The organism is Lentzea sp. NPDC054927 (assembly GCF_053610285.1).
Genome location: NZ_JBSGXZ010000045.1, coordinates 22403 through 47012, shown reverse-complemented (window position 1 = coordinate 47012; position 24610 = coordinate 22403). Strand labels below are relative to the sequence as shown.

The 24610-nt window shown below is 68.3% G+C and carries 26 protein-coding genes; 12 read left to right on the top strand and 14 right to left on the bottom strand.

What is annotated here, in order from left to right; all coding sequences use genetic code 11:
• The first annotated feature begins 22 nt into the window (after window positions 1–22).
• Window positions 23–511: a hypothetical protein gene (locus ACWGE0_RS38180; protein ID WP_452265745.1), complete on the top strand. Its 489-nt coding sequence runs from the start codon at window positions 23–25 to the stop codon at window positions 509–511.
• A gap of 10 nt (window positions 512–521) precedes the next feature.
• Window positions 522–1013 (top strand): hypothetical protein, encoded by a 492-nt coding sequence (locus ACWGE0_RS38175; RefSeq protein ID WP_452265744.1) that lies wholly within the window; start codon window positions 522–524, stop codon window positions 1011–1013.
• A gap of 18 nt (window positions 1014–1031) precedes the next feature.
• On the opposite strand, the gene ACWGE0_RS38170 is transcribed toward ACWGE0_RS38175, so the two are convergent.
• Window positions 1032–2531: an ABC transporter substrate-binding protein gene (locus ACWGE0_RS38170; protein WP_452265743.1), complete on the bottom strand. Its 1500-nt coding sequence runs from the start codon at window positions 2529–2531 to the stop codon at window positions 1032–1034.
• 25 nt (window positions 2532–2556) lie between these two features.
• Here ACWGE0_RS38170 and ACWGE0_RS38165 point away from each other — a divergent pair, with 25 nt between their 5' ends.
• Genes ACWGE0_RS38165 through ACWGE0_RS38155 form a run of 3 tightly spaced genes read left to right on the top strand, consistent with a single transcriptional unit; the run spans window position 2557 to window position 4209 of the window.
• Window positions 2557–3330, top strand: coding sequence for a carbon-nitrogen hydrolase family protein (locus ACWGE0_RS38165; protein ID WP_452265742.1), 774 nt, complete (start codon window positions 2557–2559; stop codon window positions 3328–3330).
• Window positions 3331–3335: 5 nt separating this feature from the next.
• Window positions 3336–3743 carry a cupin domain-containing protein gene (locus ACWGE0_RS38160; protein WP_452265741.1) on the top strand — a complete coding sequence of 136 codons (408 nt, stop codon included), beginning with the start codon at window positions 3336–3338 and terminating at the stop codon, window positions 3741–3743.
• 40 nt (window positions 3744–3783) lie between these two features.
• On the top strand, window positions 3784–4209 hold the full coding sequence (locus ACWGE0_RS38155) for a hypothetical protein (protein ID WP_452265740.1): 426 nt from the start codon (window positions 3784–3786) through the stop codon (window positions 4207–4209).
• Between the two features lie 41 nt (window positions 4210–4250).
• On the opposite strand, the gene nadC is transcribed toward ACWGE0_RS38155, so the two are convergent.
• Genes nadC through nadA form a run of 3 tightly spaced genes read right to left on the bottom strand, consistent with a single transcriptional unit; the run spans window position 4251 to window position 7716 of the window.
• Entirely contained in the window at window positions 4251–5087 is an 837-nt protein-coding gene (gene nadC / locus ACWGE0_RS38150; protein WP_452265739.1) for a carboxylating nicotinate-nucleotide diphosphorylase, read from the bottom strand.
• A complete protein-coding gene (locus ACWGE0_RS38145) occupies window positions 5084–6697 on the bottom strand; it encodes an L-aspartate oxidase (RefSeq protein ID WP_452265738.1) in 1614 nt (537 codons plus the stop codon). Before ACWGE0_RS38145 ends, nadC begins: the two co-directional genes overlap by 4 nt.
• Window positions 6697–7716 carry a quinolinate synthase NadA gene (gene nadA, locus ACWGE0_RS38140; protein ID WP_452265737.1) on the bottom strand — a complete coding sequence of 340 codons (1020 nt, stop codon included), beginning with the start codon at window positions 7714–7716 and terminating at the stop codon, window positions 6697–6699. The genes ACWGE0_RS38145 and nadA overlap by 1 nt, the downstream gene beginning before the upstream one ends.
• Before the next feature lie 73 nt (window positions 7717–7789).
• Between nadA and ACWGE0_RS38135 the strand changes: the two genes are divergently transcribed.
• From ACWGE0_RS38135 to ACWGE0_RS38120, 4 genes are all read left to right on the top strand, one after another.
• On the top strand, window positions 7790–8485 hold the full coding sequence (locus ACWGE0_RS38135; protein ID WP_406601603.1) for an NUDIX hydrolase: 696 nt from the start codon (window positions 7790–7792) through the stop codon (window positions 8483–8485).
• Between the two features lie 10 nt (window positions 8486–8495).
• The gene (locus tag ACWGE0_RS38130) at window positions 8496–9176 is read left to right on the top strand and encodes an LON peptidase substrate-binding domain-containing protein (protein ID WP_452265736.1); all 681 of its coding nucleotides are present in this window, start codon (window positions 8496–8498) and stop codon (window positions 9174–9176) included.
• A gap of 500 nt (window positions 9177–9676) precedes the next feature.
• Complete coding sequence (locus ACWGE0_RS38125) at window positions 9677–10921, top strand: MFS transporter (protein WP_452265735.1); 1245 nt, start codon at window positions 9677–9679, stop codon at window positions 10919–10921.
• Window positions 10918–11640, top strand: coding sequence for a putative hydro-lyase (locus ACWGE0_RS38120; RefSeq protein ID WP_452265734.1), 723 nt, complete (start codon window positions 10918–10920; stop codon window positions 11638–11640). The genes ACWGE0_RS38125 and ACWGE0_RS38120 overlap by 4 nt, the downstream gene beginning before the upstream one ends.
• 39 nt (window positions 11641–11679) lie before the next feature.
• On the opposite strand, the gene ACWGE0_RS38115 is transcribed toward ACWGE0_RS38120, so the two are convergent.
• The 4 genes from ACWGE0_RS38115 to bioD form a co-directional block, all read right to left on the bottom strand.
• Window positions 11680–12270 carry a DUF2567 domain-containing protein gene (locus ACWGE0_RS38115; protein ID WP_452265733.1) on the bottom strand — a complete coding sequence of 197 codons (591 nt, stop codon included), beginning with the start codon at window positions 12268–12270 and terminating at the stop codon, window positions 11680–11682.
• A 13-nt stretch (window positions 12271–12283) separates the two neighbouring features.
• The gene (gene bsaP, locus ACWGE0_RS38110; RefSeq protein ID WP_452265732.1) at window positions 12284–12481 is read right to left on the bottom strand and encodes a biotin synthase auxiliary protein BsaP; all 198 of its coding nucleotides are present in this window, start codon (window positions 12479–12481) and stop codon (window positions 12284–12286) included.
• An 11-nt stretch (window positions 12482–12492) separates the two neighbouring features.
• Entirely contained in the window at window positions 12493–13509 is a 1017-nt protein-coding gene (gene bioB / locus ACWGE0_RS38105; RefSeq protein WP_452265731.1) for a biotin synthase BioB, read from the bottom strand.
• A 70-nt stretch (window positions 13510–13579) separates the two neighbouring features.
• Window positions 13580–14299 (bottom strand): dethiobiotin synthase, encoded by a 720-nt coding sequence (bioD, locus tag ACWGE0_RS38100; protein ID WP_452265730.1) that lies wholly within the window; start codon window positions 14297–14299, stop codon window positions 13580–13582.
• Between the two features lie 36 nt (window positions 14300–14335).
• Here bioD and ACWGE0_RS38095 point away from each other — a divergent pair, with 36 nt between their 5' ends.
• Entirely contained in the window at window positions 14336–14578 is a 243-nt protein-coding gene (locus tag ACWGE0_RS38095) for a glutaredoxin family protein (protein WP_452265729.1), read from the top strand.
• On the opposite strand, the gene ACWGE0_RS38090 is transcribed toward ACWGE0_RS38095, so the two are convergent.
• The 5 genes from ACWGE0_RS38090 to ACWGE0_RS38070 all read right to left on the bottom strand — a co-directional run bounded on the left by ACWGE0_RS38090 (window position 14551) and on the right by ACWGE0_RS38070 (window position 18780).
• Entirely contained in the window at window positions 14551–15753 is a 1203-nt protein-coding gene (locus ACWGE0_RS38090) for an adenosylmethionine--8-amino-7-oxononanoate transaminase (protein ID WP_452265777.1), read from the bottom strand. The genes ACWGE0_RS38095 and ACWGE0_RS38090 overlap by 28 nt on opposite strands.
• Before the next feature lie 79 nt (window positions 15754–15832).
• Window positions 15833–17038 carry a cytochrome P450 family protein gene (locus ACWGE0_RS38085; protein ID WP_452265728.1) on the bottom strand — a complete coding sequence of 402 codons (1206 nt, stop codon included), beginning with the start codon at window positions 17036–17038 and terminating at the stop codon, window positions 15833–15835.
• Window positions 17039–17151: 113 nt separating this feature from the next.
• A complete protein-coding gene (locus ACWGE0_RS38080) occupies window positions 17152–17280 on the bottom strand; it encodes a hypothetical protein (RefSeq protein ID WP_452265727.1) in 129 nt (42 codons plus the stop codon).
• Between the two features lies 1 nt (window position 17281).
• Window positions 17282–17938: an SDR family oxidoreductase gene (locus tag ACWGE0_RS38075; protein ID WP_452265726.1), complete on the bottom strand. Its 657-nt coding sequence runs from the start codon at window positions 17936–17938 to the stop codon at window positions 17282–17284.
• The gene (locus tag ACWGE0_RS38070; RefSeq protein WP_452265725.1) at window positions 17935–18780 is read right to left on the bottom strand and encodes a DUF427 domain-containing protein; all 846 of its coding nucleotides are present in this window, start codon (window positions 18778–18780) and stop codon (window positions 17935–17937) included. Before ACWGE0_RS38070 ends, ACWGE0_RS38075 begins: the two co-directional genes overlap by 4 nt.
• Window positions 18781–18864: 84 nt before the next feature.
• Here ACWGE0_RS38070 and ACWGE0_RS38065 point away from each other — a divergent pair, with 84 nt between their 5' ends.
• The gene (locus ACWGE0_RS38065) at window positions 18865–19359 is read left to right on the top strand and encodes a CGNR zinc finger domain-containing protein (protein ID WP_452265724.1); all 495 of its coding nucleotides are present in this window, start codon (window positions 18865–18867) and stop codon (window positions 19357–19359) included.
• Window positions 19359–20975 (top strand): MOSC domain-containing protein, encoded by a 1617-nt coding sequence (locus tag ACWGE0_RS38060; RefSeq protein ID WP_452265723.1) that lies wholly within the window; start codon window positions 19359–19361, stop codon window positions 20973–20975. Before ACWGE0_RS38065 ends, ACWGE0_RS38060 begins: the two co-directional genes overlap by 1 nt.
• Here ACWGE0_RS38060 and dnaE read toward each other — a convergent pair.
• Entirely contained in the window at window positions 20972–24517 is a 3546-nt protein-coding gene (gene dnaE / locus ACWGE0_RS38055; protein WP_452265722.1) for a DNA polymerase III subunit alpha, read from the bottom strand. The genes ACWGE0_RS38060 and dnaE overlap by 4 nt on opposite strands.
• Window positions 24518–24610: the final 93 nt, after the last annotated feature.

The window sequence follows — 24610 nt, the reverse complement described above, 5'->3', positions numbered from 1 at the left end:
CAACTGTGCCACCATCGAGTACATGGGGGATCGCTCGTTCGGGTACAGCGCTCAAGTCCGTCCGTTCTTGTGGGTTTTCCTCGTCCTCACACCTGCGGAGATCGTGCTGGTCGAATTGCTCGTGCCGTGGTTTTGGCTGCGCGCGGCGTTGTTGGCGTTCGGCGCACTTAGTGCCGCACTGCTCGCATGGCAGCTGTGGATGCTCTACAAGTTCAAACACGAGATCGACGACGAGCACCTGTGGCTGCGGTACGCGCGGGAGTTCGAGTACCGGATCCCGTTGGCGGCCATCGAAACCGTGACGCACGGCATGACCAGCCGGTCGACGAACAAGACGCGATCCGTTGTGGACGGAACGCTCGTGCTGGAGATCTCCAACTCCACCAACGTTCTCGTCAACCTCAACGAACCGCAGGAGATCGACCTGGGCAGGCGCGGCGTGCACGAGGTGACGAAGATCGAGTTCTGGACCGACCGCCCCGACGAGATGGTGCGCGCGCTGCGGAAATAGGCTCGTCCGCATGGTGGAGATCCCCTACGGCAAGCGCATGCGGCCGCGATACTGGCGGTTCCTGATCATCACGGTGATCGGTGTCGCGCTGGTGGCGTTCGCCCTGGACATCCCGTGGCTGCTCATCACGCTGATCGTGCTCGGTGTGCTGAACACGGTCGTGTGCGTGGGCGCGATCTACATCCTGCACAAGCAGCCGCACACGGTGTCCGGCGACGAGCTGCGGTTGCGGCAGCTGGGGTTCTTCGACTGGCGCATCCCGACCAGCGACCTCGGTGCCGCCCAGGTCGCCGAGCGCAGTCACAAGGGGCAGCGCAGCGTCGAGGTGATCGGCGACGCGCTCGTCATCCAGTCGCTGACCAAGACGAACGTGTCCGTGCCGTTCCGCGAGCCGCAGCTGGTCGACCTGGGCAAGACCGGCGTGCAGCGGGTGGCGCGGGTCGACTTCTGGGCGGACGACCCCGCGCAGGCCGTCCGCGACATCAACGCCAGGACGGCGTGACGGCCGATCGGGCTCCCGCTACTTGGGCTCCCACTTGTCGAGGTTCCACCACGGCCCCCAGGCCAGCGCGCCGTAGGAGTTCGGGTCGACCACGGCCTGGTAGCCGTTCCACGAGTCGCGCAGCACGTACGCGTGCTCGGGGAAGACCAGCGGCACCATCGACGGAGCCGCGATGAACGCCTGCTGGAAGAGCTTGTACGCCACGGCCCGTTGCGCCGGGTCGATGAGCTTGCGGCCGTTCTCCAGCGCCGCGTCGGCCGCCGGGCTGCCCTGTCCGCGCAGGTCGTAGAGCATCAGGTCCGGGTCGAACGGCGAGCCCTCGCCGTAGAGCAGCGCGTCCTGGGCCATCCGCGGGCGGATCGCCTCCCACGACAGGCCGGCGAGTTGCACGTCGACACCCACGGCCTTGGCGTCGGCCGCGAACGCCGTGGCGAGGTCGGCCCGCAGGTCGTCGCCGAGCGGGTACATCAGCGTGAACCGGGCCGGCACGCCCTCGCGGACCCGGATGCCGTCCGCGCCGGGAACCCAGCCCGCCGCGTCGAGCTGGCGGGCGGCCTCGGTCTTGTCGAAGCGGAACTTCGCGGTCGGGTCGAACTCCTCGGCCAACGCGTCCGGCACCGGCGTGTAGGCGATGGTGCCCTTGCCGTCCAGCAGGCTGTCGATCATGGCCTGGCGGTTCGCGGCGAAGTTCAGCGCGAGGCGGATCGCGGGGTTGCCGGTGACCGGGTTCGCCGCGGGCAGCCGCACGGCCCGGTAGTCGGCGCTGCGGTGGTACTGCACGAGCAGGCTGGACTTGCCCGCGAACTGGGTCGCGATCTTGGGCGGCAGCACCGTGCCGTCGAACTCGCCTGCCTGCATGCGGCTGGCGCGCTGGTTGTCGTCGGTGACGAACACGACGGTCAGCTTCTTGACCTTGGGCGCGCCGTCGAAGTAGCTGTCGTTGGCGTCCAGCAGCAGCCGGTCGCCCTTCTTCCACTCGGTGACCTTGTACGGGCCGGTGCCGACGGGCTGGCCGTTCGGGTTCGCCTGCTCGCTCGGGAGGACGCCGAGCACGAGCAGGTGCGGGAACGCCGCCTGCGTCTGCGTGAGGGTGAAGCGGACCGTCGACGGGTCGACCTGCTCGACGCTCTTGAGCGTGCTGAACCTGTCCTTGATCGGGTTCTGCAACGCCGCCGTGTAGGTGGCGACCACGTCCTCCGCGCCGAACGTGCTGCCGTCGGTGAACTTCACGTCACCGCGCAGCTTCACCGTCCAGCTCAGCCCGTCCGCTGCCGGTTCCGGCAGATCGGCGGCGAGCTGCGGCTTGAGCGACCCGTCCTGGCGGTGCTCGACGAGCCCGTCGTAGATCTTCGACACGCCCTGCGCGCCGTAGCCGAGCAGCGGGTTCAGCGTCGTGGGCTCGTCGCGGTCGGCCAGCACGATCGACGTGCCGTTCGTGCCACCGTCCGGGCGGGGTGTGGCGGTCTCGGTGCAGCCCGCGACGGCCAGCAACACAACTAGGAACAGTGGGGAACGCACGGTTCCGGACCCTACAGTGATCCCCATGCGCATCGCTGTGAGTCAGATCAGCTCGACGACGGACCCCCGGTCCAACCTGGAGCTCGTCCGCGACGCGGTGCGCAGGGCCGACGGCGCGCGAGTTGTCCTGCTGCCCGAGGCGACGATGTGCCGTTTCGGCGTGCCGCTCGGGCCGGTCGCCGAGCCGCTGGACGGGCCGTGGGCGTCTGCCGTGCACGAGATCGCCGCTTCACACGACGTCGTGGTCGTGGCGGGCATGTTCACGCCTTCCGGTGACCGCGTGACGAACACACTGCTGGTCACCGGGCCGGACATCCACGCCGGCTACGACAAGATCCACCTGTTCGACGCGTTCGGCTTCCAGGAGTCGCGCACGGTCGCGCCCGGCTCGGACGTGGTGACCTTCGAGGTCGACGGCGTCACGCTGGGCGTGGCCACCTGCTACGACATCCGCTTCCCCGAGTTGTTCCGCGCGCTGGCGGACAAGGGCGCGTCGGTGGTGCTGGTCGGGGCGTCGTGGGGTGCCGGGCCCGGCAAGAAGGAGCAGTGGGAGCTGCTGGTGCGGGCGCGCGCGTTGGACTGCACGTCGTTCGTCGTGGCGTGCGGCCAGGCGTATCCCGGTGACCTGGGCTCCACCGCGCCGACCGGGATCGGGTACTCGACCGTCGCCGATCCGCTCGGGAACGTGGTCGTGCAGCTTTCCGACCAGCCGGAGGTCTCGGTCGTCGACCTCGATCTCGCGGCGGTGGAACAAGCCCGCCAGGTCCTGCCCGTGCTGGCGAACCGACGGCTACGTTGACCTACATGCGCATCGTTTCGGCCGTGGTGGCCGCTTTGCTGTTGTTCTCCGGCGTGGCATCCGCGACGCCTTCGCGCGGGGTGACCGGCACGATCCTCGCCCAGTGGTCGGCCGGTGGCCGCGACTACACGCTGCGGGAGATCGTGATCGACCCCGGCGGCTCGACCGGGTGGCACAACCACGACGGCACGCTCTACGCGTTCGTGAAGAAGGGCGTGCTGACGCGGACTCTCGGCGACTGCACCACGACTTTCGTGCACCACCGCGGGGACGCGCTGGTCGAGGAGCCGAACCACGTGCACATCGGGCGCAACCTCGGCAGTTCGCCGATGGTGCTGGAGGTGCTGTACGTGAACCCTCCCGGCGCGCCGTTGTCCCGTGACGAACCGAATCCTGGCTGTTCCTTCGAATGAGCTTGACCTCCAGCTAGGTCGAGCTCACAGGATCAGGGGCATGACTCTTCCTGAGCTGCCCTCGTTCGCCCGCGACCGCAAGGAACTCGACGGCTTCAAGCTGTACCGCTCCGTCGGCCCGAAGAACGACAAGAAAGTCGGCTGCGTCGTGCTGGTCACGATCGACACCGACGACGAAGCCACCGCACGAGGGTGGGTCGACTCGGTGTTCGTCGCGATGGCGAGCGAGCCGAACCCGCACCCCGGCGGGGTCTCTGCCGCCTTCCACATCCGGGAGGACGGCAAACAGGTCGTCAACTACGCGGAGTGGGTCAGCGCCGAGGACCACGAGGACGCGGTGACGCGCACCTCGTTGCGTGGCGTCGGCTCCGACACGACGGATTGGGAGCGGGTGCGGAGCTTCCCCGGCGTCAGCCACGGAGGCTTCACCCGCTACCAGCCGCCGGCGGAAGTCCAGGCCGAGTGACAGGGTTTGGGGCCCGCTCTGGGGGTGCGGGCCCCAAGCCGTTACTTCAGGTCCAGACCGAGATCGAGCGACGGCGACGAGTGCGTCAGCCCGCCGACCGCGAGGTAGTCCACGCCCGTCTCGGCGTACGCGCGTGCCACGTCCAACGTGAGTCCGCCGGACGCCTCCAGTTTCACGTTCGCGGGCTTCCTGGCAACGGCCTGAGCGCACTGCTCGGGCGTGAAGTTGTCCAGCAGCACCAGTTCCGCGCCCTCGGCGATCGCCTCGTCGAACTGCTCCAGGCTGTCGACCTCGACCTCCATCAGCAGGTCCGGCGCGTGCGCACGGGCCGCCCGGATCGCGGCACCAACGGACCCCGCCGCGGCGACGTGGTTGTCCTTGATCAGGATCGCGTCGCCGAGGCCCATCCGGTGGTTCACGCCGCCACCGCACCTGACCGCGTACTTCTGCAGCAAACGCAGGCCCGGCAACGTCTTGCGCGAGTCGCGGACGAACGCACCGGTGCCCTCGATCGCGTCGACCCAGCGTGCGGTCTGCGTGGCGATGCCCGACAGGTGGCAGATCAGGTTCAACGCCGTGCGCTCGACCGTGAGCAGGCCACGGGTCGGGCCGACCAGCACCAGCGCGGGCTCGCCGGGCACCGCCTTGTCGCCGTCCTGCGCCTCCGAGAGCACCTCGACCTCGGGCAGGTAACGCTGGAAGGCAGTGCGCGCAACGGAAACACCGCACAGCACGCCGGACGAACGCGGGGTGATCTCGGCAGTCGCGGTCGACTTCTCCGGCACGGTCGCCAACGTCGTGGCGTCGAGGCCGTAACGCAGGTCCTCTTCGAGCGCGAGCTGGATCACCCGGTTCGCGTCGTCCCAATCGATGGTCACGCCACACCTTCCGCGAGAACGGGATCGGCCAGCACGGGCTGACCGGTCGGGGTGAGCCGGACGAGCTGACTGCGTTGCCACGCCTGGGAACGCTCGGTGAAGTCGGTGCGAACGTGGCAGCCGCGCGACTCGGTGCGTTCCTGGGCCGCGGCGATCAGGGCGCGGGCGGCCATGGTCAGCGCCGCGTCCTCGACCAGTTCGCGCGACTCCAGCTGCTTGTCGACAGTGGACACGTCCAGCACCGAACCGACGACGGCGAGACCCTCGGCGTCGCGGCCGATCGCGGCGTAGCGGGACATCACGCGCTGGAGCAGGTCGCGGTCGGCGACCGGTGCCGTGGGCAGCACCGGATCGACAGCGCGAGCCGGAGCGACCAGGCCGAGCGCCAGATCGGACGCCACGGCTTCGGCGGCACGGGTGCCGCAGACCAGGCCTTCGAGCAAGCTGTTGGACGCCAGGCGGTTCGCGCCGTGCAGGCCCGTGCGAGCGACCTCACCGACGGCGTACAGACCGGTGACGCCCGTGCGGCCGTCGACGGAGGACACCACGCCACCGCAGGCGAAGTGTGCCGCCGGGGCGACGGGAATCGGGTCCACGGCCGGGTCGACACCGACCGACACGCAGGCCGCGTAGACGGTCGGGAAGCGGGTGGCCATGTCGTGCAACGCGGTCGCGTCCAGGAAGACGTGGTCGTCGACACCGCCGGGCTCCAGCGCCATGTGCCGGGTGATCGCGGCGGCCACGACGTCGCGCGGGGCGAGGTCCTCGAGCGGGTGCACGCCTTTCATCACGCGGGCGCCGGTCGCGTCGACCAGCACGGCACCCTCGCCGCGCACGGCTTCCGTGACGAGCGGGCAACGGCCTCGCGCGCCCCTGCCCGTGTACAGCACGGTCGGGTGGAACTGGATGAACTCGACGTCCGCGGCCAACGCACCGGCGCGCAACGCCAGCGCCAGCCCGTCCCCCGTCGCGACGGACGGGTTCGACGTCGCCTGGTACATCTGGCCGATGCCACCGGTCGCGAGCAGCACGGCGGGAGCGGTCAGCACGCCGGGCACGCCGTTGCTGTCGAGCACCAGCAACCCGGCGACGGCACCGAGCGGGGTCTTCACCGCGTCGACCGCGACGTGGTTCTCCAGCAGGGGAACCCGTCCGTCCACAGTGGCCTTGAGCAGCGCGCGTTCGACTTCGGCGCCGGTCGCGTCACCGCCGGCGTGCACGACGCGGAACGCGCTGTGGCCGCCTTCGCGGGTCCGTTCCAGCAGTCCGTCCGGCCGGGCGTCGAACGTCGCGCCGCGCTCGCGCAGCTTCGCCACGGCCTGGGGTCCGTCGGTGATGATCGCCGTGACCGCCGTGTCGTCACAGAGGCCCGCGCCCGCCGTCAGCGTGTCCTCGATGTGCCGGTGAACCGAGTCGCCGGGGTCGTGCTGGTCCTCCATGACGACGGCGACGCCGCCCTGAGCCCAGCGCGTGTTGCCGTCGTCGCCCGCCGCCTTCGTGACGACCAGGACGCGAAGTCCCAGCTCACGGGCCCGGAGCGCGGCGGTCAGACCCGCCACGCCCGTGCCGACCACGATCAGGTCGGCCCGCGCCTCCCAGCGCGCGGCCATCACTCACCGCCGCCGGGCTGGCCGATCTCGATCATGCGCTGCACGGCGCCCTGGGCGCGCTTGGCGGTCTCCAGGTCCACGTGCACCTCGTCCAGGCCGTCGCGCACGCACCGCAGCAGCGCGGCCGGCGTGATCATCTTCATGTAGGTGCAGGACGCGCGGTCGTTGACGGCGCGGAAGTCGATCTCCGGGGCGGCCTTGCGCAGCTGGTGCAGCATGCCGATCTCGGTCGCGACGAGCACCTTGGTGGCTTTCGTGGAACGGGCCGCGGTGATCATGTCGCCGGTCGAGAGGATCTTGACCTTCTCCGCCGGGACGATGCCCTCTCCGCTCAGGTAGAGCGCTGACGTCGCGCAGCCGCACTCGGGGTGGATGAACAGGTCGGCGTCCGGGTTCGCGGCGGCGCGTTCGGCCAGCTCAGGGCCGTTGATGCCGGCGTGGACGTGACACTCGCCCGCCCAGATGTGCATGTTCTCGCGGCCCGTCTCGCGCTTCACGTGCGCGCCCAGGAACTGGTCCGGGAGGAACAGCACCTCGCGGTCGGCGGGGATCGAGCGGACCACGTCGACGGCGTTGGACGACGTGCAGCAGATGTCCGTCTCGGCCTTCACCTCGGCCGTGGTGTTCACGTAGGACACGACGACCGCGCCGGGGTGCTCGGCCTTCCACTCGCGCAGCTGCGCGCCGGTGATCGAGTCGGCGAGCGAGCAGCCCGCGCGCTCGTCCGGGATCAGCACGGTCTTCCGCGGCGCGAGGATCTTCGCGGTCTCGGCCATGAAGTGCACGCCGCAGAAGATGATGGTCTCCGCGTCGGACTGCGCGGCGATCCTGCTCAGGGCGAGGGAGTCGCCGGTGTGGTGGGCGATGTCCTGGATCTCGGGGAGCTGGTAGTTGTGCGCCAGGATGACGGCATCCCGCTCCTTCGCGAGGCGCAGCACCTCGTCCCGCCACTCGGCGTTCGGCTCGACTCCGCCGTACACACCTGACGCGGTTCGCTCCACAGTTGCGGTAGCGACCATCGCTGCCTCCTCGGTTCCAGGTTTTCGCCTATTGGACGAAAACGTGGCCGATAGTATCAGCCGAGTGGCGAGCGTGGGACACGAAGTTCTGGCAGCTGTGCTGCGGGTGAGAGGTGCGTCACTCCAGGTCATGCTGTGGGAGCGCGCACGGGAACCACATGCTCACCGCTGGTCTCTGCCGGGTGGCGGCCTGCGGGTGGACGAGGACGTGGAGACTTCAATCCGCCGTCAGCTCGCGGAAAAAGTCGATGTGCGACAACTGTCACACGTCGAGCAGCTGGCCGTCTTCAGCGCGCCCGACCGCGTGCCGGGCCCCCGCGTCGTGGCGACGGCGTTCCTCGGACTGGTCCCCTCGGACGTCGATCCGGAACGGCCCGCGGACACCGAGTGGCACTGCGTGGACACGCTCCCTCCGATGGCGTTCGACCACTCCTCGATCGTGCAACGAGCGCGGCACAGGCTGGGCTCGAAGCTGTCGTACACGAACCTCGGTTTCGCCCTGGCGCCGCCGGAGTTCACGATCTCCCTGCTGCGCGACCACTACTCCGCGGCGCTGGGCTACCGGGTGGCCGCGACGAACCTCCAGCGCGTGTTGTCCCGGCGGTTGTTGCTGGAACCGACGGGTGGCACCGCACCCACCGGCCCGTCCGGTGGCCGCCCCGCCGCGTTGTTCCGCTTCAGCGCCAAGGGAATCAAGGTGACCGATCCGTTCGCCGTGCTCAGGCCGCCCGGATCCGGCCGTCCGGCGGGCGGGAGTGGCAGCCCGTAACGTTGGGCGCGTGGCAGAGACGCTTCCGCTTTTCCCTTTGGGCACCGTGCTGCTGCCCGGGGCGTCTTTGCCGTTGCACATCTTCGAGCCCCGCTACCGCCAGCTCGTCGTCGACCTGATGACCGGCTCCCTGTTCGGCCGCACGTTCGGCGTCGTGTGCATCAAGGAGGGCTGGGAGGTGGGCGCCGACAACGTCGGTTCCCTCAGGGACATCGGCTGCTCCGCCGACCTCCTCGACGCCCGCCCGCTGCCGGAGGGCCGCTTCGACATCGTGACGCGCGGAGTGCGCCGCTTCCGCCTGCTGGACGTCGACACCACGACCGCGCCCTACCTGTTGGGGCACATCGAGTACATCGAGGACTCCCCGGTGCCCGAGGCCGCCCTGGAGGTCGTGCCGATCCTGGAACGCGGTGCGCGCGCGGCCCACGAGCGGTACTGCGGCGCGGCCTGGCACCGCGAGGACTGGTCCTCCCCCGCCGACGACGTCGCGCTGGGCGCGCTGTCGTACCTGCTCGCGGCCGACTGCCTGCTGCCGGTGGAGGATCGGCAACGGCTGCTGGAGGAACGGTCGCCGGCGCGGCGGTTGCGGCTGGTCCGGCGGATGCTGCACCGGGAGACCGGGATTCTCAGCGCGCTGAAGGCCGTGCCGGTGCCGTTGACCGAGTTCGGGCACGTGCCGAACCCGAACTAGCCCGCCAGGAAGAAGGCCTCGAGGGCGGGCGCGCGACCAGGTGGGGACTCCTGCTCGGGCTGACGTAGTCGGTCTCCTCGACGAGCACCTTCTCGGCGCGCCGGGTAACCGCAGGGCCGCCTGCAGCGCGATCACCCCACCTGAGCTGATGCCGAGCACGGTGAAGCCGGCCGCCAGCGCGTCGGCGAGGCCCTGGTAGTCGGTAGCGGACTCCATGGGGCCGGGGACGACGACAAGGCCCGGGCCGCTGCCGGTGGTGCGGTGGTCGATGGCGGTGCCGTCGGCTGAGGTGATCAATCGTGGTTCCCCCCTCTGTTCCTCACCACCCGAACGCCAGCACAGCGCGGGTTGTTGAGCCGCACGAGCCGGCGCCACCCAGCCCAAGCGCACCGGCCGATCGTCGGATCGTTGAATTGTGGCCTTGTGGGATTGTTGAACAATCCTTACTCTGAGGTCCACATCACAGTCGACCACTCCTCCACCACGCTGCGAGGTGTCCCATGAGCACGACCACGACCGAGGACACAGGCCGTTTCGCCTGGTTCCGCAGTCTCGGCCAGAAGGGCAGGCGCGCGTTCATCGGCGCGTTCGGCGGCTACGGGCTGGACTCGTACGACTACTGGGTATTGCCGCTGAGCCTGGTCGCGATCACCGGCTACTTCGGCCTCACCAAGGCAGAGGCCGGCCTGCTGGGCACTAGCACGCTGCTGATGAGCGCCATCGGCGGCGCGGTGGCCGGCGTCATGGCCGACCGGTTCGGCCGGTCGAAAACGCTGATCATCACGGTCGCCGCCTACGCGTTCTTCACCGTGCTGTGCGGTTTCGCGACGAACTACGAGACGCTGCTGATCTTCCGCGCCCTGCAGGGCCTGGGCTTCGGAGGTGAGTGGGCGGCCGGAGCGATCCTCGTGGCCGAGTACTGCAAGCCGAAGTACCGCGGTCGCACCGTGGCGTTCATCCAGAGCGCTTGGGCCGTGGGCTGGGGTCTCGCGGTCATCATCAACACCCTGGTCGCCTCGCTGGCCGACCCGGCGATCTCGTGGCGCATCATGTTCTGGACCGGCGCGCTTCCGGCGATCCTCATCTTCTACGTGCGCCGCAACGTCGACGACGCACCGGAAACCAAGGCGCAGCCCAAGGAACGCGGCACCTTCCCCAAGATCTTCAAGGGTCCGATCCTCAAGACCACGCTGTTCGCGGCACTGCTGGCCACCGGTGTCCAGGGCGGTTACTACACGCTCGCGACCTGGCTGCCGTCGTTCCTGCAGACCGGCCGCGGCCTCACCATCATCGGCACCGGCGGGTACCTCGCGTTCCTCATCACCGGTGCGTGGATCGGTTACATCAGCGGCGGCTATCTCACGGACTACCTGGGGCGCAAGAAGACCTTCACGGTGTTCGCGATCGCCAGCGCGTTGCTGATCGTCGCGTACACGCAGATTCCCAACGGCGCCAACACGTTGGTGATGTTCCTCGGCTTCCCGCTCGGGTTCTGCATGTCCGCGATCTTCAGCGGGTTCGGCAGCTACCTCAGCGAGCTCTACCCGACGCAGCTGCGCGGCACCGGGCAGGGCTTCACGTACAACTTCGGGCGCGCGTTCGGTGCGATCTTTCCGGGACTGGTCGGGTTCATGGCCGACCGGCTCGGCATCGGCGGTGCCATGCTGTTCGGGGCGGCGGCGTACGGGATCGCGGTCATCGCGTTGATCTGGCTGCCGGAGACGGTCAACAAGGAGCTCGAATGACGACGGCGGGCAAGGCACCGGGACAGGCGCAGGCCAACCTCATCGCCATCCCCAAGGACTGGGCGTACGACTTCCTGCTCTTCACGCACCGCAACCCCAAGCCGTGCCCGGTGCTCGACGTGCTGGACGCCGGCGAGACGGTCAGCGCGCTCAAGCGGGACGCGGACGTGCGCACCCACGCGCCGCAGTACCGGATCTGGGAGAACGGCGAACTCATCGCGGAACCCGAGAACGCCACCGAGTACTGGCGCGACGACCTGGTGACGTTCCTGATCGGCTGCAGCTTCACGTTCGAGACGGCACTGGAAAGCGCCGGAGTGCCGCTGCGGCACGTCGATCAGCAGAAGAACGTCTCCATGTTCGTCACAGACATCCAGTGCCGGCCGGCGGGCAGGCTGCACGGGCCGATGGTCGTGTCGATGCGGTGGATTCCGGAGTCCCTTGTGGACATCGCGCACAAGGTCACCGCGCTGATGCCCTCGGTGCACGGGGCTCCGGTCGGCGCGGGAGATCCGAAAATGCTCGGCATCGAGAACATCCACGAACCCGACTTCGGCGACGCGATCACGCCGGAACCCGGTGACGTGCCGGTGTTCTGGGCGTGCGGGGTGACTCCGCAGGCGGTGCTGATGAAGTCCAAACCGCCGTTCGCGATCACGCACGCGCCGGGTCAGATGTTCGTGACCGACATGCCGGATTTTGCTTACAGGGTCGGCTGACGCTCATCGATCTCTAGGAATGTCACAGTGGGCGGTGCCTCAGCCGAGGCGCCGCCCCAGGTCGTCCAGGCCGTTCCACGCCGTGCAGCAGCCGTAAGCCAGGGCAGCCGCGAGCGGCCACGCCAGAATTCCCCACCACGTCTCCAGCGAAGGCGCGACGAGCAGGGTGTCGTTCGGCTTGATCGACGACGGCATCGGGTACGCGCTCGCGGCCAGCGATCCGCCCAGCCACTGCGCGAACCACGCCGCCGCGAACGAGCCCGCCGTCATGCCGAGCATCACGACGGGCCCACGCCGCTGGCGCAGCAGCCACACCGAGATGCCGGTGATGGCGCCCGCGCCCAGACCGATCAGCACGAACACCATCAGCGCGTCGAGCCGGTGGTAGCTCTCCACCCCGATCGGGTAGAACTTGTTGTCCTGCGGCGAGACGATCTTGAGCTGGGCCGGGGCGAGCCACGACCACACGTACGCGGCCGGCAGCCCGGCCGCGAACGTCGTCAGCAGGACCACCAGGCCCGGCAGCAGATCCCGCTTGACCACGACCTTCGGCCGGGGCCGGATGTAGTGGTAGACGTACGGCGGCTCCGGTACGGGTTCGATGCGCACCGGCGCTGCTTTCTCGTCCATTCGCGAGAGGTTACTACCGAGCCGACGCGGTCTCTCCGTGGCGGCTGCAGCGCGCCGTCCAGCCGTCCGGGGTCACCTGGACGACCATCCGGCGGGCGCACTCCGAGCAGTACCGCGGCGGGTCGATCATCGACAGCCGCTGCCGGCAGAACGCGTGGTCGCCGCCTGATTCCTCTTTGCCGCAGAAAGAGCAGTACACAGCCGTGATCATGCCAGCATCCGTCACAGGGTCTGGCTCAGCGCCTTGATGGGCATCGACAGTTCCTCGAGCATGTCGAGGTCCTGCTGCGCCGGGCGGCCGAGGTTCGTCAGGTAGTTGCCGACGATGATCGCGTTGATGCCGCCGAGCATGCCCTGCTTCGCACCCAGGTCGCCGAACGTCAGCTCACGACCGCCGGCGAACCGCAGGATCGTGCGCGGCAGGGCCAGCCGGAACGCGCCGACCGTGCGCAGCGCCTCGGCACCCTCGACGACCGGGTAGTTCTCGTACGGCGTGCCGGGGTTCGGGATCAGGAAGTTCAGCGGAACCTCGTCCGGCTCCAGCTCGGCCAGCTGCACGGCGAACTCCGCGCGCTGCGCCAGCGTCTCCCCCATGCCGATGATGCCGCCGCAGCAGACCTCCATGCCGGCCGCGCGGATCATCCTCAGCGTGTCCCAGCGCTCCTCCCAGGAGTGCGTGGTGACGACGTTCGGGAAGTGCGAGCGAGCCGTCTCGAGGTTGTGGTTGTAGCGGTGCACGCCCATCGCCACGAGCTCGTCGACCTGCTCCTGCGTGAGCATGCCGAGCGAGCAGGCGATCTGGATGTCGTTGCCGTCCTCGCGGATGGCCTTGACGCCGTCGCGCACCTGCGAGAGCAGCCGCTTGTCCGGGCCGCGCACGGCCGCGACGATGCAGAACTCGGTCGCGCCGGTGTCGCGGGTCTGCCGTGCCGCGCGGACCAGGCCGGGGATGTCCAGCCACGCCGAACGCACTGGCGACGGGAACTGGCCCGACTGCGAGCAGAAGTGGCAGTCCTCGGGGCAGCCGCCGGTCTTGAGCGAGACGATGCCCTCGACCTCGACCTCGGGCCCGCACCAGCGCTCACGCACCTCGTGTGCCAGCGCCAGAAGCTCGGGGATCCGGTCCTCAGGCAGTTCGAGCACCTCGAGCACCTGGGCTTCGGACAGTCCGACTCCTCGTTCGAGCACCTGCTCACGAGCCTCGTCGAGCACGTCGATCTGTTCCGGAGCTGCGGTCACGGTCTCTCCTCCTCCTGTGGCCTGGCGAGCACTATGCCTCACTGAATCCTTCATCGTGGAGCGACGTAGGTCACTGGACCGCGAACTGAGCCGCGAACGTCTCCGGGTCGAACTCGCCGCCGAACCACGGTGAAAACGATCTCTTGGCAACGGCCAGGAAATCCACAGAACCGAGCTTTGTCACACCCTGCGGCAGCGCGCCGAGCAGCGGGCCACCCGCCGCCTCCGGCAGATCGGCCAGGTTCGTCAGGGAGGCGAGGTCCGGGTGCAACGGCCAGCTGCCGACCACCACACCGAGCGACTCGATGCCCCTGCGCTGCAGCGCCTCGGCCGTCAGAGCGGTCGTGTTCAACGTGCCCAGTCCGGCCTGCGCCACGACCAGCACGGGCGCGTTCACCGCCCAGGCGATGTCGGCCAGGGTGGAGCCGCTCTCGTCGAACCGCACCAGCAACCCGCCCGCGCCCTCGACCAGCACCAGGTCGTGGGCCGCGTCGAGCTCCGTCACGGCGGCGGCTACGTCGGCGGGGTGCACGGTGGCCATCCCCGCCCGTCTCGCCGCGGTGTCCGGGGCCAGCGGGTCGGGGTATCTGGCCAGCTCACGGGTGGTCACGTCACCCGCCAGCCGCGCCACCTCCGCCACATCGCCCGGCTCGCCGGGCAGGAGACCGGTCTGCGCGGGCTTGAGCACCGCGACCCGTCTGCCTTCTGCCCTGGCCAGCGCCGCAATACCTGCGGTGACCGCGGTCTTGCCGACCTCGGTCCCGGTTCCGGTGATCACCAGCACGCTCACAGGCACCTACCCTAGGACGTCACCTAACGTGAGGGCATGACTGAGCAACCGATCGTGATGTACGGCGCCGAATGGTGTGGTGACTGCCGCCGCGCGAAGTCGTGGCTGACCCGCAACAACGTGCCGTTCACCTACGTCGACGTCGAGAACGACGACGAGGCGCGCGACCGGGCGATCGAGATCTCCGGTCGCAAGCAGATCCCCGTCGTCGTGCTCCCGAACGGCGAGTTCCTGGTCGAGCCGACCGACACTCAGCTCGCCGCCGCGATCACGCCCTGACAGATCGCCGCGACGTCGTCGTCCGTGCTGACGAACGGCGGCATCGTGTAGATCAGGTCGCGGAACGGCCGCAGCCACACACCCGCGTCCACAGCCGCCTCGGTGGCCCGTGCCATGTCCACGGGCTCATGCAGCTGCACGACACCGATAGCGCCCAGCACGCGCACGTCCCGAACACCGGGCAACGCGCGTGCGGGCGCGAGGCCTTCATTCAAGCCGTTCTCGATGCGGGCTACCTCACGCTTCCAGTCTTGGGACAGCAGCAGGTCGATCGACGCCAGCGACACCGCCGACGCGAGCGGGTTGCCCATGAACGTCGGCCCGTGCGCGAGCACCGGCACCTCGCCCTTGCTGATGCCGTCCGCCACCCGTGACGTGCACAGCGTGGCGGCCATCGTCAGGTAGCCACCAGTCAGCGACTTGCCGAGGCACATGACGTCCGGGCTGACGTTCGCGTGGTCGGCGGCGAACAGCTCACCGGTGCGCCCGAAACCGGTCGCGATCTCGTCGAACACCAGCAGTACATCGTGTGCATACGCCAGCTCACGCAGCACGTGCAGGTAGCGCGGGTCGTGGAATCGCATACCGCCGGCACCCTGCACGACCGGCTCGACGATGATGGCGGCGAGCTCGTCGGCGTGCTGTTCGACCAGGTCAGCGAGATGCTGAACGTATGCAGTGTCCAATTCCGCCGGTGGACTGTCTGCAAAAATCTGGACCGGCAGGATTCCACTCCACAGCGAATGCATGCCGCCGTGCGGATCACACACGGACATCGGGTTGAACGTGTCCCCGTGGTAGCCGCCGCGCCACGTCATCAGCCGGCGCTTCTCCGGCCGGTTCTGCGAACGCCAATACTGCATGCACATTTTGATGGCGACCTCGACGGACACCGAGCCGGAGTCGCACAGGAACACGTGCTGCAACGGCTCAGGGGTGATCTCGACGAGCTTGGCCGCCAGGCGGATGGCGGGCTCGTGCGTGAGCCCGCCGAACATCACGTGGCTCATCTGGCCGACCTGCTCGGTGACGGCCGCGTCCAGCACCGGGTGCCGGTAGCCGTGGATCGCCGCCCACCAGGACGACATGCCGTCCACGAGCTCCCGGCCGTCCGCCAGCGTCAGCCGGACACCCGAGGCTTCCGAGACGAGCAGCGGTTCCTGGGTGCCCGGCATCGGGCCGTACGGGTGCCAGACGTGCGCCTGGTCGAGCTTCAGCAGGTCGTCCACCTGCCCGAGATTAGGCGACCACGCTCTAGGCCAACCGGACCGGCAGCGTGTGCAGGCCGCGGATCAGCGTGCTGTCCCGCCACACCAACGTCTCCGGCTCCGCGGCGAGCTGCAGGTTCGGGAACCGCGCGAGCAGCTGCGTCAGCGCCACGTCGAACTCCAGGCGGGCCAGCGGCGCGCCGAGGCAGAAGTGGATGCCGTGCCCGAACGCGACGTGTCCCTGCGCGGACCGGGTGACGTCGAGCTGATCGGCGTTCTCGTACCGCTGCGGGTCCCGGTTGGCCGCCACCAGCGACACCATGACGATCTCGTTCTCGGGGATCGTGACACCGCCGAGCTCGAGCGGCTCCGTGGTGTAGCGGAAGGTCGCGATGTTGACCGGTCCCTCCAGGCGCAGGAACTCCTCACCGCTGGCCGGGATCAGCTCGGGGCGGTCCTTGAGGATCTGCAGCTGGTCGGGGCTGCGCAGCAACGCGAGCACCGCGTTGCCGATGAGGTTCACCGTCGTCTCGTGGCCGGCCACCAGCAGCAGGAACGCCATCGACACGAGCTCGTTGCGGTCGAGACGGTCGCCGGAGTCGTCGGCGTGCACGAGCGCGGAGAAGAACGTGTCGTCCGGCTCCTCGGCGGAGACCTTGTCGACGTGCCCGTAGAGGAACGCCGCCATCGCACCGGAAGCGTGCACGATGTCCTCGTTCGAACCGAACGACAGCAACGTGTTCGACCACTCGCGGAACTCGTCGCGGTTGTCGATCGGGATGCCGAGCAGCTCGCAGATCACCGTGATCGGCAGCGGGAAGGCGAACGCCTCCAGCAGGTCGACCTCGTCACCGTCGTTGAGCTTCGCGATCAGCTCGGCGGCGATCTCGTTGATGCGCGGCCGCATCAGCTCGATCCGGCGCGCGGTGAACGCCTTGTTCACGAGCTTGCGCAGCCGGGTGTGGCCGGGGGCGTCCATGTTGAGCATGTGGACGGACAGCGCCTGGTTGAAGTCGCGGCGCCCCGCGTTGGCCGGGGCGTGGACGTCGAAGAGGTGGCCACCCTCCTGGACGTTCTTGCTGACCCTGGGGTCGGTGAGGGCGATCTTCGCCTCGTCGTACCGGGTCACGAGCCAGACCTTGAGCCCGCGCGGCATGTGGACTTCCTGCACGGGCCCCTCGGCGCGCAGCATGTCGTGCACTTCGTGCGGGTTCTGGACGTAGTCGTCGGGCAACCGGGTGAGTGTCGTCACCCCACCCAGTTAACCCCGTTAACTCAACTCCCGCCACTATTTCTCGAGCGATCCTCGTTCCTGCACGAATCCGCCCCGCCAGGCGAGCATGCCCACCTCGTGCCGCAACAGTTCTACCTGCAACCCAAATCCGGCGCAGTGAGCTGAATGACGCGGAATTGGTCATTGGGCCGATAGTCGACATCCAACTCGAATCCGGCCATTTTCGTGCAGACGGTGATGACCTCGATGCGGTAGTCCATCTCAGACCAGCACCTCTCCACCGTCGACACCCAGCGAGACGCCGGTCATGAACGTGTTGGTGAGCGCGAAGAGCACGGCGTCGGCGATCTCGTCGGCCCGCCCGACGCGCCCCGCGGGACTCGTGGCCTCACGAGCGGCGAACAGCGCGGCCTTCTTCTCGTCGCCGAGACCGTCGTACGCCCCGGTGTCGACGGTGCCGGGCGAGATCGCGTTGACCCGGATCGGCGCGAGCTCGACGGCAAGGCTTCTGGTCACCGCGTCGACGGCGGCGTTGGTGGCACCCACCGCGAGCATGCCCGGCATGACCTTGCGGGCGGACGCACCGGAGAAGAAGACGAACGAGCCGTTCGCCGGCATGCGCGGTGCGAAGTGCCTGGCCAGCAGGATCGGGCCGATGACCTTGACGTCGAACGACGCGCGCACGGCGTCGCGGTTCAGGTCCGCGACGGTGCCGCGAGCCCTGGCCGATGCGGTGGACACGACGTGGTCGACGCTGCCGACCCGTTCGGCGAGCGCGGCGATGCTGCTCTCGTCGGTCAGGTCGACCTGCTCGTCCTGGTTGCGTCCCGCCAGCACAACGGTGCCGCCGGTGGCGCGCACCTTCGCGGCCACCGCACCGGCGATGCCGCTGTCACGACCGATGACCAGCACCTTCATCGCTGCTCCTTGATCTCTTCCGGGGTGAGTCCGCGGTCAACGCCGTGCGGCACAACGGTTTGCCCTGGCTCCAAGGAAAGCTTGCGGCCGTCGAGGTACACGTCGACGACGTCCGGTTCGAACGAGACCCAGTCCGAGATCTGGGCGACCTCGGCCCACGCCTCCGGATAGGACCAGGCGGCGCGCTTGCGGTCGCCGATGTCGTAGTAGCTCGCCAAACCCTTGTAGGGGCAGAAGGTCTCGCCTTCGACGGGCTTGAGCGCATCGGCCACGATGTCGGCGCGTGGCACGTACCAGCGCGGTGCGAAACCCGTTTCGTAGAGCACGAAAGGCCGTTTCGTGTCAGCCACGACCCGGTCACCGTCACGGACGACGAGATGCCGCGAGGTCCGTCGGATGTCGTTGCGGTGGTACGGATCCGCCGCGTGCCCGACGATGCGTTCGTCCTCTTCGTAGAACGCATCCGCTGCGCGCCAGGCGAAAGCGACCCGACCCTCCAGCACCTTCGCGTAACCGGGCAGGTCGATGTGCTGCCACGCCGCGTGCTTCGCCGTACCCACCGCGAACCACGCGGTCGCGCCGAGGTCGCGATGGTTCGTCGTGCGCGTCTCCTCTTCGAGCCCCGTGACGTCCTCCCGCAGGAAGTAGGCGACCGGATACCGGCCGGGCTCGTGCAGCAACACGACGTCCTCGCTGTCGGCGGCCCACTCCCCGCCGAACCGCACGCGCATGCGGCGGCGCAGCGGTTCGACGAACAGCAAATGGTCCGGGAACGGCTCCGGGGTGAGGAACTGCCCCACCGCCTTCGCGCCCAACGGTCCTTGCTGCCACGACAGGCCCATGACGTCCTCCTAACCCTTTAAATGACTGTTGATAGTTAGGCAGACCGTCCTATAACCTGTCAAGGGCAACCTTGGAGGTTAGGCATGAGCGAGGCCCTGCTGCTGGACCTGCTGAACACCACGCCGGTCATCGACGGCGTACCGCGCGACGACCTCGCCGACGTCGAGGCGGGCCGGCGCTGGCTGTCCGGACGCGATCTCCCGGCCTCCGAGGACGAATGGCGGGCTGTCGTCGAGGCACGCACGGCGTTGCAAGCCGTCGTGCGCGGCAAAGGTGAGCCGGTGTCGTTGACGCCGTTCGTCGAGGGCGTCCACCGCGTAGCCGGAGTCGACGACAGTGGCGTGACCTGGCGCCTGGACCTACCTGACGGACGAGCCGCCGCCGCACGGGCCGTGCTCGCCTGGGACGAACTGCGGGTGTCCAGCCCCGGCCGGTTGCGGCCGTGCGCCAACCCCGACTGCCGCCTGTTCCTGATCGACCACAGCAAGCCGAACAGCGCCCGCTGGTGCTCGATGGCGGTCTGCGGCAACAGAATGAAGGCCCGCCGCCACTACCAGCGCACCCGCGGAGGCCAGTGATGGCACGCCTGCTCTCGCTCAACGTCGGACTGCCGAAGGACGTGTCGTGGCACGGCCGGACCGTCCACACCGGAATCTTCAAGCAGCCCGCCGACGGGCCGTTGATGGTCCGCAGGCTCAACATCGACGGTGACGGCCAGGGCGATCTCGGCGGCCATGGCGGCGAGAACCGCGCAGTGCTGGTGTACCAACGGGAGTCGTACGAGCACTGGCGTTCCGAACTGTGCCGCGACGATCTCGAGTTCGGCCAGTTCGGCGAGAACTTCACGGTCGAGGGCCTGGCCGACGCCGAGGTGCACATCGGCGACCGGTTCCGCATCGGCGAGGCCGAGTTCGAGGTCACGCAACCACGCGTCACCTGCTACCGCGTCGGCATGCGGCTCGGCGAACCTCGAATGCCGTCACTGATGGTCGCGCACGGCCGGCCTGGCTTCTACCTGCGCGTGCTGACCGAGGGCGAAGTGCGGGCAGGCGACGAGATCGTCCGCACCCAGGTCGGCCGCCACCGGATGAGCGTGGCGGACGTCGACGCGCTGCTGTACTTGCCCGGCAAGGATCCGGAGCAGCTCCGCAAAGCCGTGGACATCCCCGCCCTGAGCCCTGGCTGGCAGGGATCGTTCCGCGACCTGCTCACCCCGCAGGAGCACGAACCCGTTGGCTGGGAGGGCTTCCGGCCGTTGCGGGTCACGGCGATCATGCCGGAGAGCCCGACCGTGACGTCGTTCCACCTCGCCGGTGACGATCTTCCACCCGCAGGAGCCGGCCAGTACGTCACCGTGCGCGTGCCCGGCATCGGCGTGCGCAGCTACTCGCTCTCGTCCGGTTCGTACCGGATCAGCGTCAAACGCGACGGCGCGCTCAGCACCTACCTCCACACCGAGCTGAAGGTCGGCGACACACTCGACGTCGCCGCTCCCCGAGGTGACTTCGTCCTCACGTCCGGCGACGATCCGGTGATCCTGCTGTCCGCGGGTGTCGGCGCGACCCCGGTGCTGGCCATGCTGCACGCGCTGAAGGGCAGCGGCCGTGAGGTCTGGTGGCTGCACACCACCAGATCGACCGACCACGCGTTCGCCAGCGAGGTGCGCAACCTCAGCCCTCGCCACGAAATCGTCCACTACTCGGACAACGGACGCCTCACCCGTGACGACCTCGCCGCCCTTGCGCTACCCACGAACGCGACCGCATACCTGTGCGGACCCGACGCCTTCATGGCCGACATGCGCGCCGCCCTCATCGACCTCGGACTGGACTCCACGCGCATCCACTCCGAACTGTTCGGCGCTCGCTCGTCCATCAACCCGGGGCTGATCGACGCGAAGTCCGTTGCGCCGCACCATCCTTCCGGCCCGACCGGAACCGGCCCGCGCATCACGTTCGCCCGCAGCGGCCTCACGGTGGCGTGGCGCGACAACGACACGAGCGTGCTGGAACTGGCCGAAGCGTGCGACGTCCCGACCCGCTGGTCATGCCGCACGGGCGTGTGCCACACCTGCGTGACCCCGGTGTTGTCCGGAACCCTCACACACCAACCGGATCCGCTGGAACCACCGGCTCCGGGCAGCGCGCTCGTCTGCTGCGCGCTGCCCGAAACCGACGTGGTCCTGGATCTCTAACCGAGGCAACTCGGCCCGAGCAGGGCCTTCAGGTCGCCCATCAACGACGGCGTGGGTGCGACCCGCAGCGCGTCGTCCAGCTTCAGCACGGTGTTGCGCGAGGCGTTGATGATCAGGCTCAGGTGCACCTCGGTCGAGCCGGGGTGCGCCTTCAGCACGTCCTTGAGCTGCGTGACGATCTCCGGCCGGCACTTGGTGGCCGGCATCTTGAGCTTCATCGCCCGCGACCCGATCTCACTCAGGTCCGGCACCACCAGGTCGTTCGCGATCAGCGAGATGCGGTCGTCGCGCTTGGCCACGCGGGCCTTGACCAGCACGATCGCGTCCTCGACCACGGACATGCCGTGCACCATGAAGCTCTTCGGGAAGAACAGCACCTCGATGCCACCGACGAGGTCTTCCAGCTGGGCAGAAGCCCACGACTCGCCGTTCTTGTTCACCCGCCGCGTCACCGAGGCCAGGATGCCGCCGATGGTGACCTGGTGGCCGTCCTGGACGTCGCCTTCCAGGATCCGCGCGATCGAGGCGTCGGAGTAGGACTCCAGCACGTGCTCGACGCCGTTCAACGGGTGCCCGGAGACGTAGAGGCCGAGCATCTCCCGTTCCAGAGCGAGCTGGTGTTTGGACTCCCACTGCTCCGGCGGGATCTTGACGTCGAACACGCCCGCGATGTCCTCGTCGTCCGCGTCACCGCCACCGAAGAGGTCGAACTGGCCCTTGGCCTCTTCCTTCTTCGTGATCATCACGGCGTCGACCGCGTCCACGTGGACCATGTGCAGGCCCTTGCGCGGGTGGCCGAGCGAGTCGAAGGCGCCCGCCTTGATCAGGGATTCGACGACCTTCTTGTTGCAGGCCGTGGCATCGATCTTGCGCAGGAAGTCGGAGAAGTCGACGAACTTCCCCTTCTCCTTGCGCGCCTTGATGATCGAGTCGACGACGTTCGCGCCGACGTTGCGGATCGCGCCGAGGCCGAAGCGGATGTCCTTGCCGACCGGGGCGAACTCGCGCTCGGACTCGTTGACGTCCGGCGGGAGCACCGTGATGCCCATCCGGCGGCACTCGGCGAGGTAGATCGCCGACTTGTCCTTGTTGTCGGAGTTCGTGGTGAGCAGCGCGGCCATGTACTCGGCCGGGTAGTTCGCCTTGAGGTACGCGGTCCAGTACGCGATGACGCCGTAGGTGGCGGAGTGCGCCTTGTTGAACGCGTAGTCGGCGAACGGGACCAGGATGTCCCAGAGGGTCTTGATCGCCTCTTTGGAATACCCGTTGTCGAGCATGCCCTTCTCGAAGCCCTCGAACTCCTTGTCGAGGATCTCCTTCTTCTTCTTGCCCATCGCGCGGCGGAGCAGGTCCGCCTGGGCCAGCGTGTAGCCCGCGACCTTTCGCGCGATCGCCATGACCTGCTCCTGATAGACGATCAGGCCGTAGGTCGTGTCGAGGATGTCCGCGAGCGAGTCCCGCAGCTGCTCGTGGATCGGGGTGATCTCCTGCTGCTTGTTCTTGCGCAGCGCGTAGTTGATGTGCGAGTTCGCGCCCATCGGGCCCGGCCGGTACAGGGCGATGACGGCCGAGACGTCTTCGAAGTTGTCCGGCTTCATCAGCCGCAGCAGGTCGCGCAGCGCCGAACCGTCGAGCTGGAACACGCCCAGCGTGTCGCCGCGGCCGAGCAGCTCGTAGGTCTTCTTGTCGTTCAACGGCACCTGCGCGCCGTCGGTGATCTCGATCTTGCCCTTGCCGTTGAGCTCGATGTTGCGCAGCGCGTCGTCGATGGTCGTGAGGTTCGAGAGCCCCAGGAAGTCCATCTTCAGCAGGCCGAGCGTCTCGCAGGTCGGGTAGTCGAACTGCGTGATGATCGAACCGTCCTGCGGGCGCATCCAGACCGGGATGTGGTCCATCAGCGGTTCCGCGGACATGATGACCGCACAGGCGTGCACACCGGCGTTGCGGATCAGGCCCTCGAGCCCGCGGCCGGTGTCGATGATCTCCTTGACCTGCGGGTCCGTGTCGTAGAGCCCGCGGACCTCGGTGGCCTCGTTGTACCGCTTGTGCGACGAGTCGAAGATGCCGGACAGCGGGATGTCCTTGCCCATGACGGCGGGCGGCATGGCCTTGGAGATGCGGTCGGCGACGGCGTAACCGGGCTGGCCGTAGAGGACTCGCGCGGAGTCCTTGATCGCGGCCTTCGCCTTGATCGTGCCGAACGTGATGACCTGGGCGACGTTCGCCGTGCCCCACTTCTCCGTGACGTACCGGATGACGTCACCGCGCCGGCGCTCGTCGAAGTCGATGTCGATGTCGGGGGGCGAGACGCGGTCGGGGTTCAGGAACCGCTCGAAGATCAGGCCGTGCGGCAGCGGGTCGAGGTCGGTGATGCCCAGCGCGTACGCGATCAGCGCGCCGGGGGCCGAACCACGGCCGGGTCCGACGCGGATGCCGTTCGCCTTGGCCCAGTTGATGAAGTCCGCGACGACGAGGAAGTACGACGGGAAGCCCATCTGCAGGATGACGCCGATCTCGAACTCCACCTGCTTGGTGTGCTCGTCGTCGACCCCGTCCGGGAACCGGCGGTGCATGCCGCGCCAGACCTCGTCGCGGAAGAACTGGTCCTCGGTCAGCCCCTCGGGCACCGGGAAGACCGGCATGAGGTTCTTGAAGTCGAACATGCCGGTCGGGTCGACCTTCTCCGCGATCAGCAGGGTGTTGCGGCACCCCTCCTGCCACGCGTCACTCGAGTCGATCGCCCGCATCTCGTCCGGCGACTTGAGGTAGTAGCCCGTGCCGTCGAACTTGAACCGCGTCGGGTCCTGCAGCGTCTTGCCGGTCTGGATGCACAGCAGCGCTTCGTGCGTGTCCTTGTCGTGCGGGTAGGTGTAGTGCGAGTCGTTCGTGACGACGAACGGGATCTGCAGCTTCTGCTGGATCTCCAGCAACCCGCCCCGGACCCGGCTCTCGATCTCGATGCCGTGGTCCATGATCTCCATGTAGAAGTTCTCGCGGCCGTAGATCTCCTGCCACTTGGCGGCGGCCTCGAGCGCTTCCTTGTCCTGGCCGAGCCGCAGTCGCGTCTGCACCTCGCCGGACGGGCACCCGGTCGTCGCCATCAGCCCGGCGGAGTGCTCGGCGATGAGCTCCGAGTCCATCCGCGGCCACTTGCCCAGCTGCCCCTCGGTGGAGGCCAGGCTGGAGAGCTTCATCAGGTTGTGCAGGCCCTCGGCGTTGCGCGCCCAGATCGTCTGGTGGGTGTACGCACCCGACGCGGACACGTCGTCCGACTTCTGGCCGGGGTCGCCCCACAACACGCGCTTCTTGTTGAACCGGGACTCCGGCGCCATGTACGCCTCGATGCCGATGATCGGCTTGATCCCGGCGCCCTTCGCCTGCTTGAAGAAGTCGTAGGCGCCGTACATGTTGCCGTGATCGGTGATGGCGGCGGCAGGCATACCCATGCGCTCGCACTCGGCGAACATGTCCTTGAGCTTCGCCGCACCGTCGAGCATCGAGTACTCGGTGTGCACGTGCAGATGCACAAACGAGTCCGACACCGGCAACCCCCTTGTGTAGCAAGCGTTTTCGCGCAAACAAGGGACGATCACGTCCTCGCGCTGGTCGAGCTTACAGGCCAGCGGGAGGGGCTG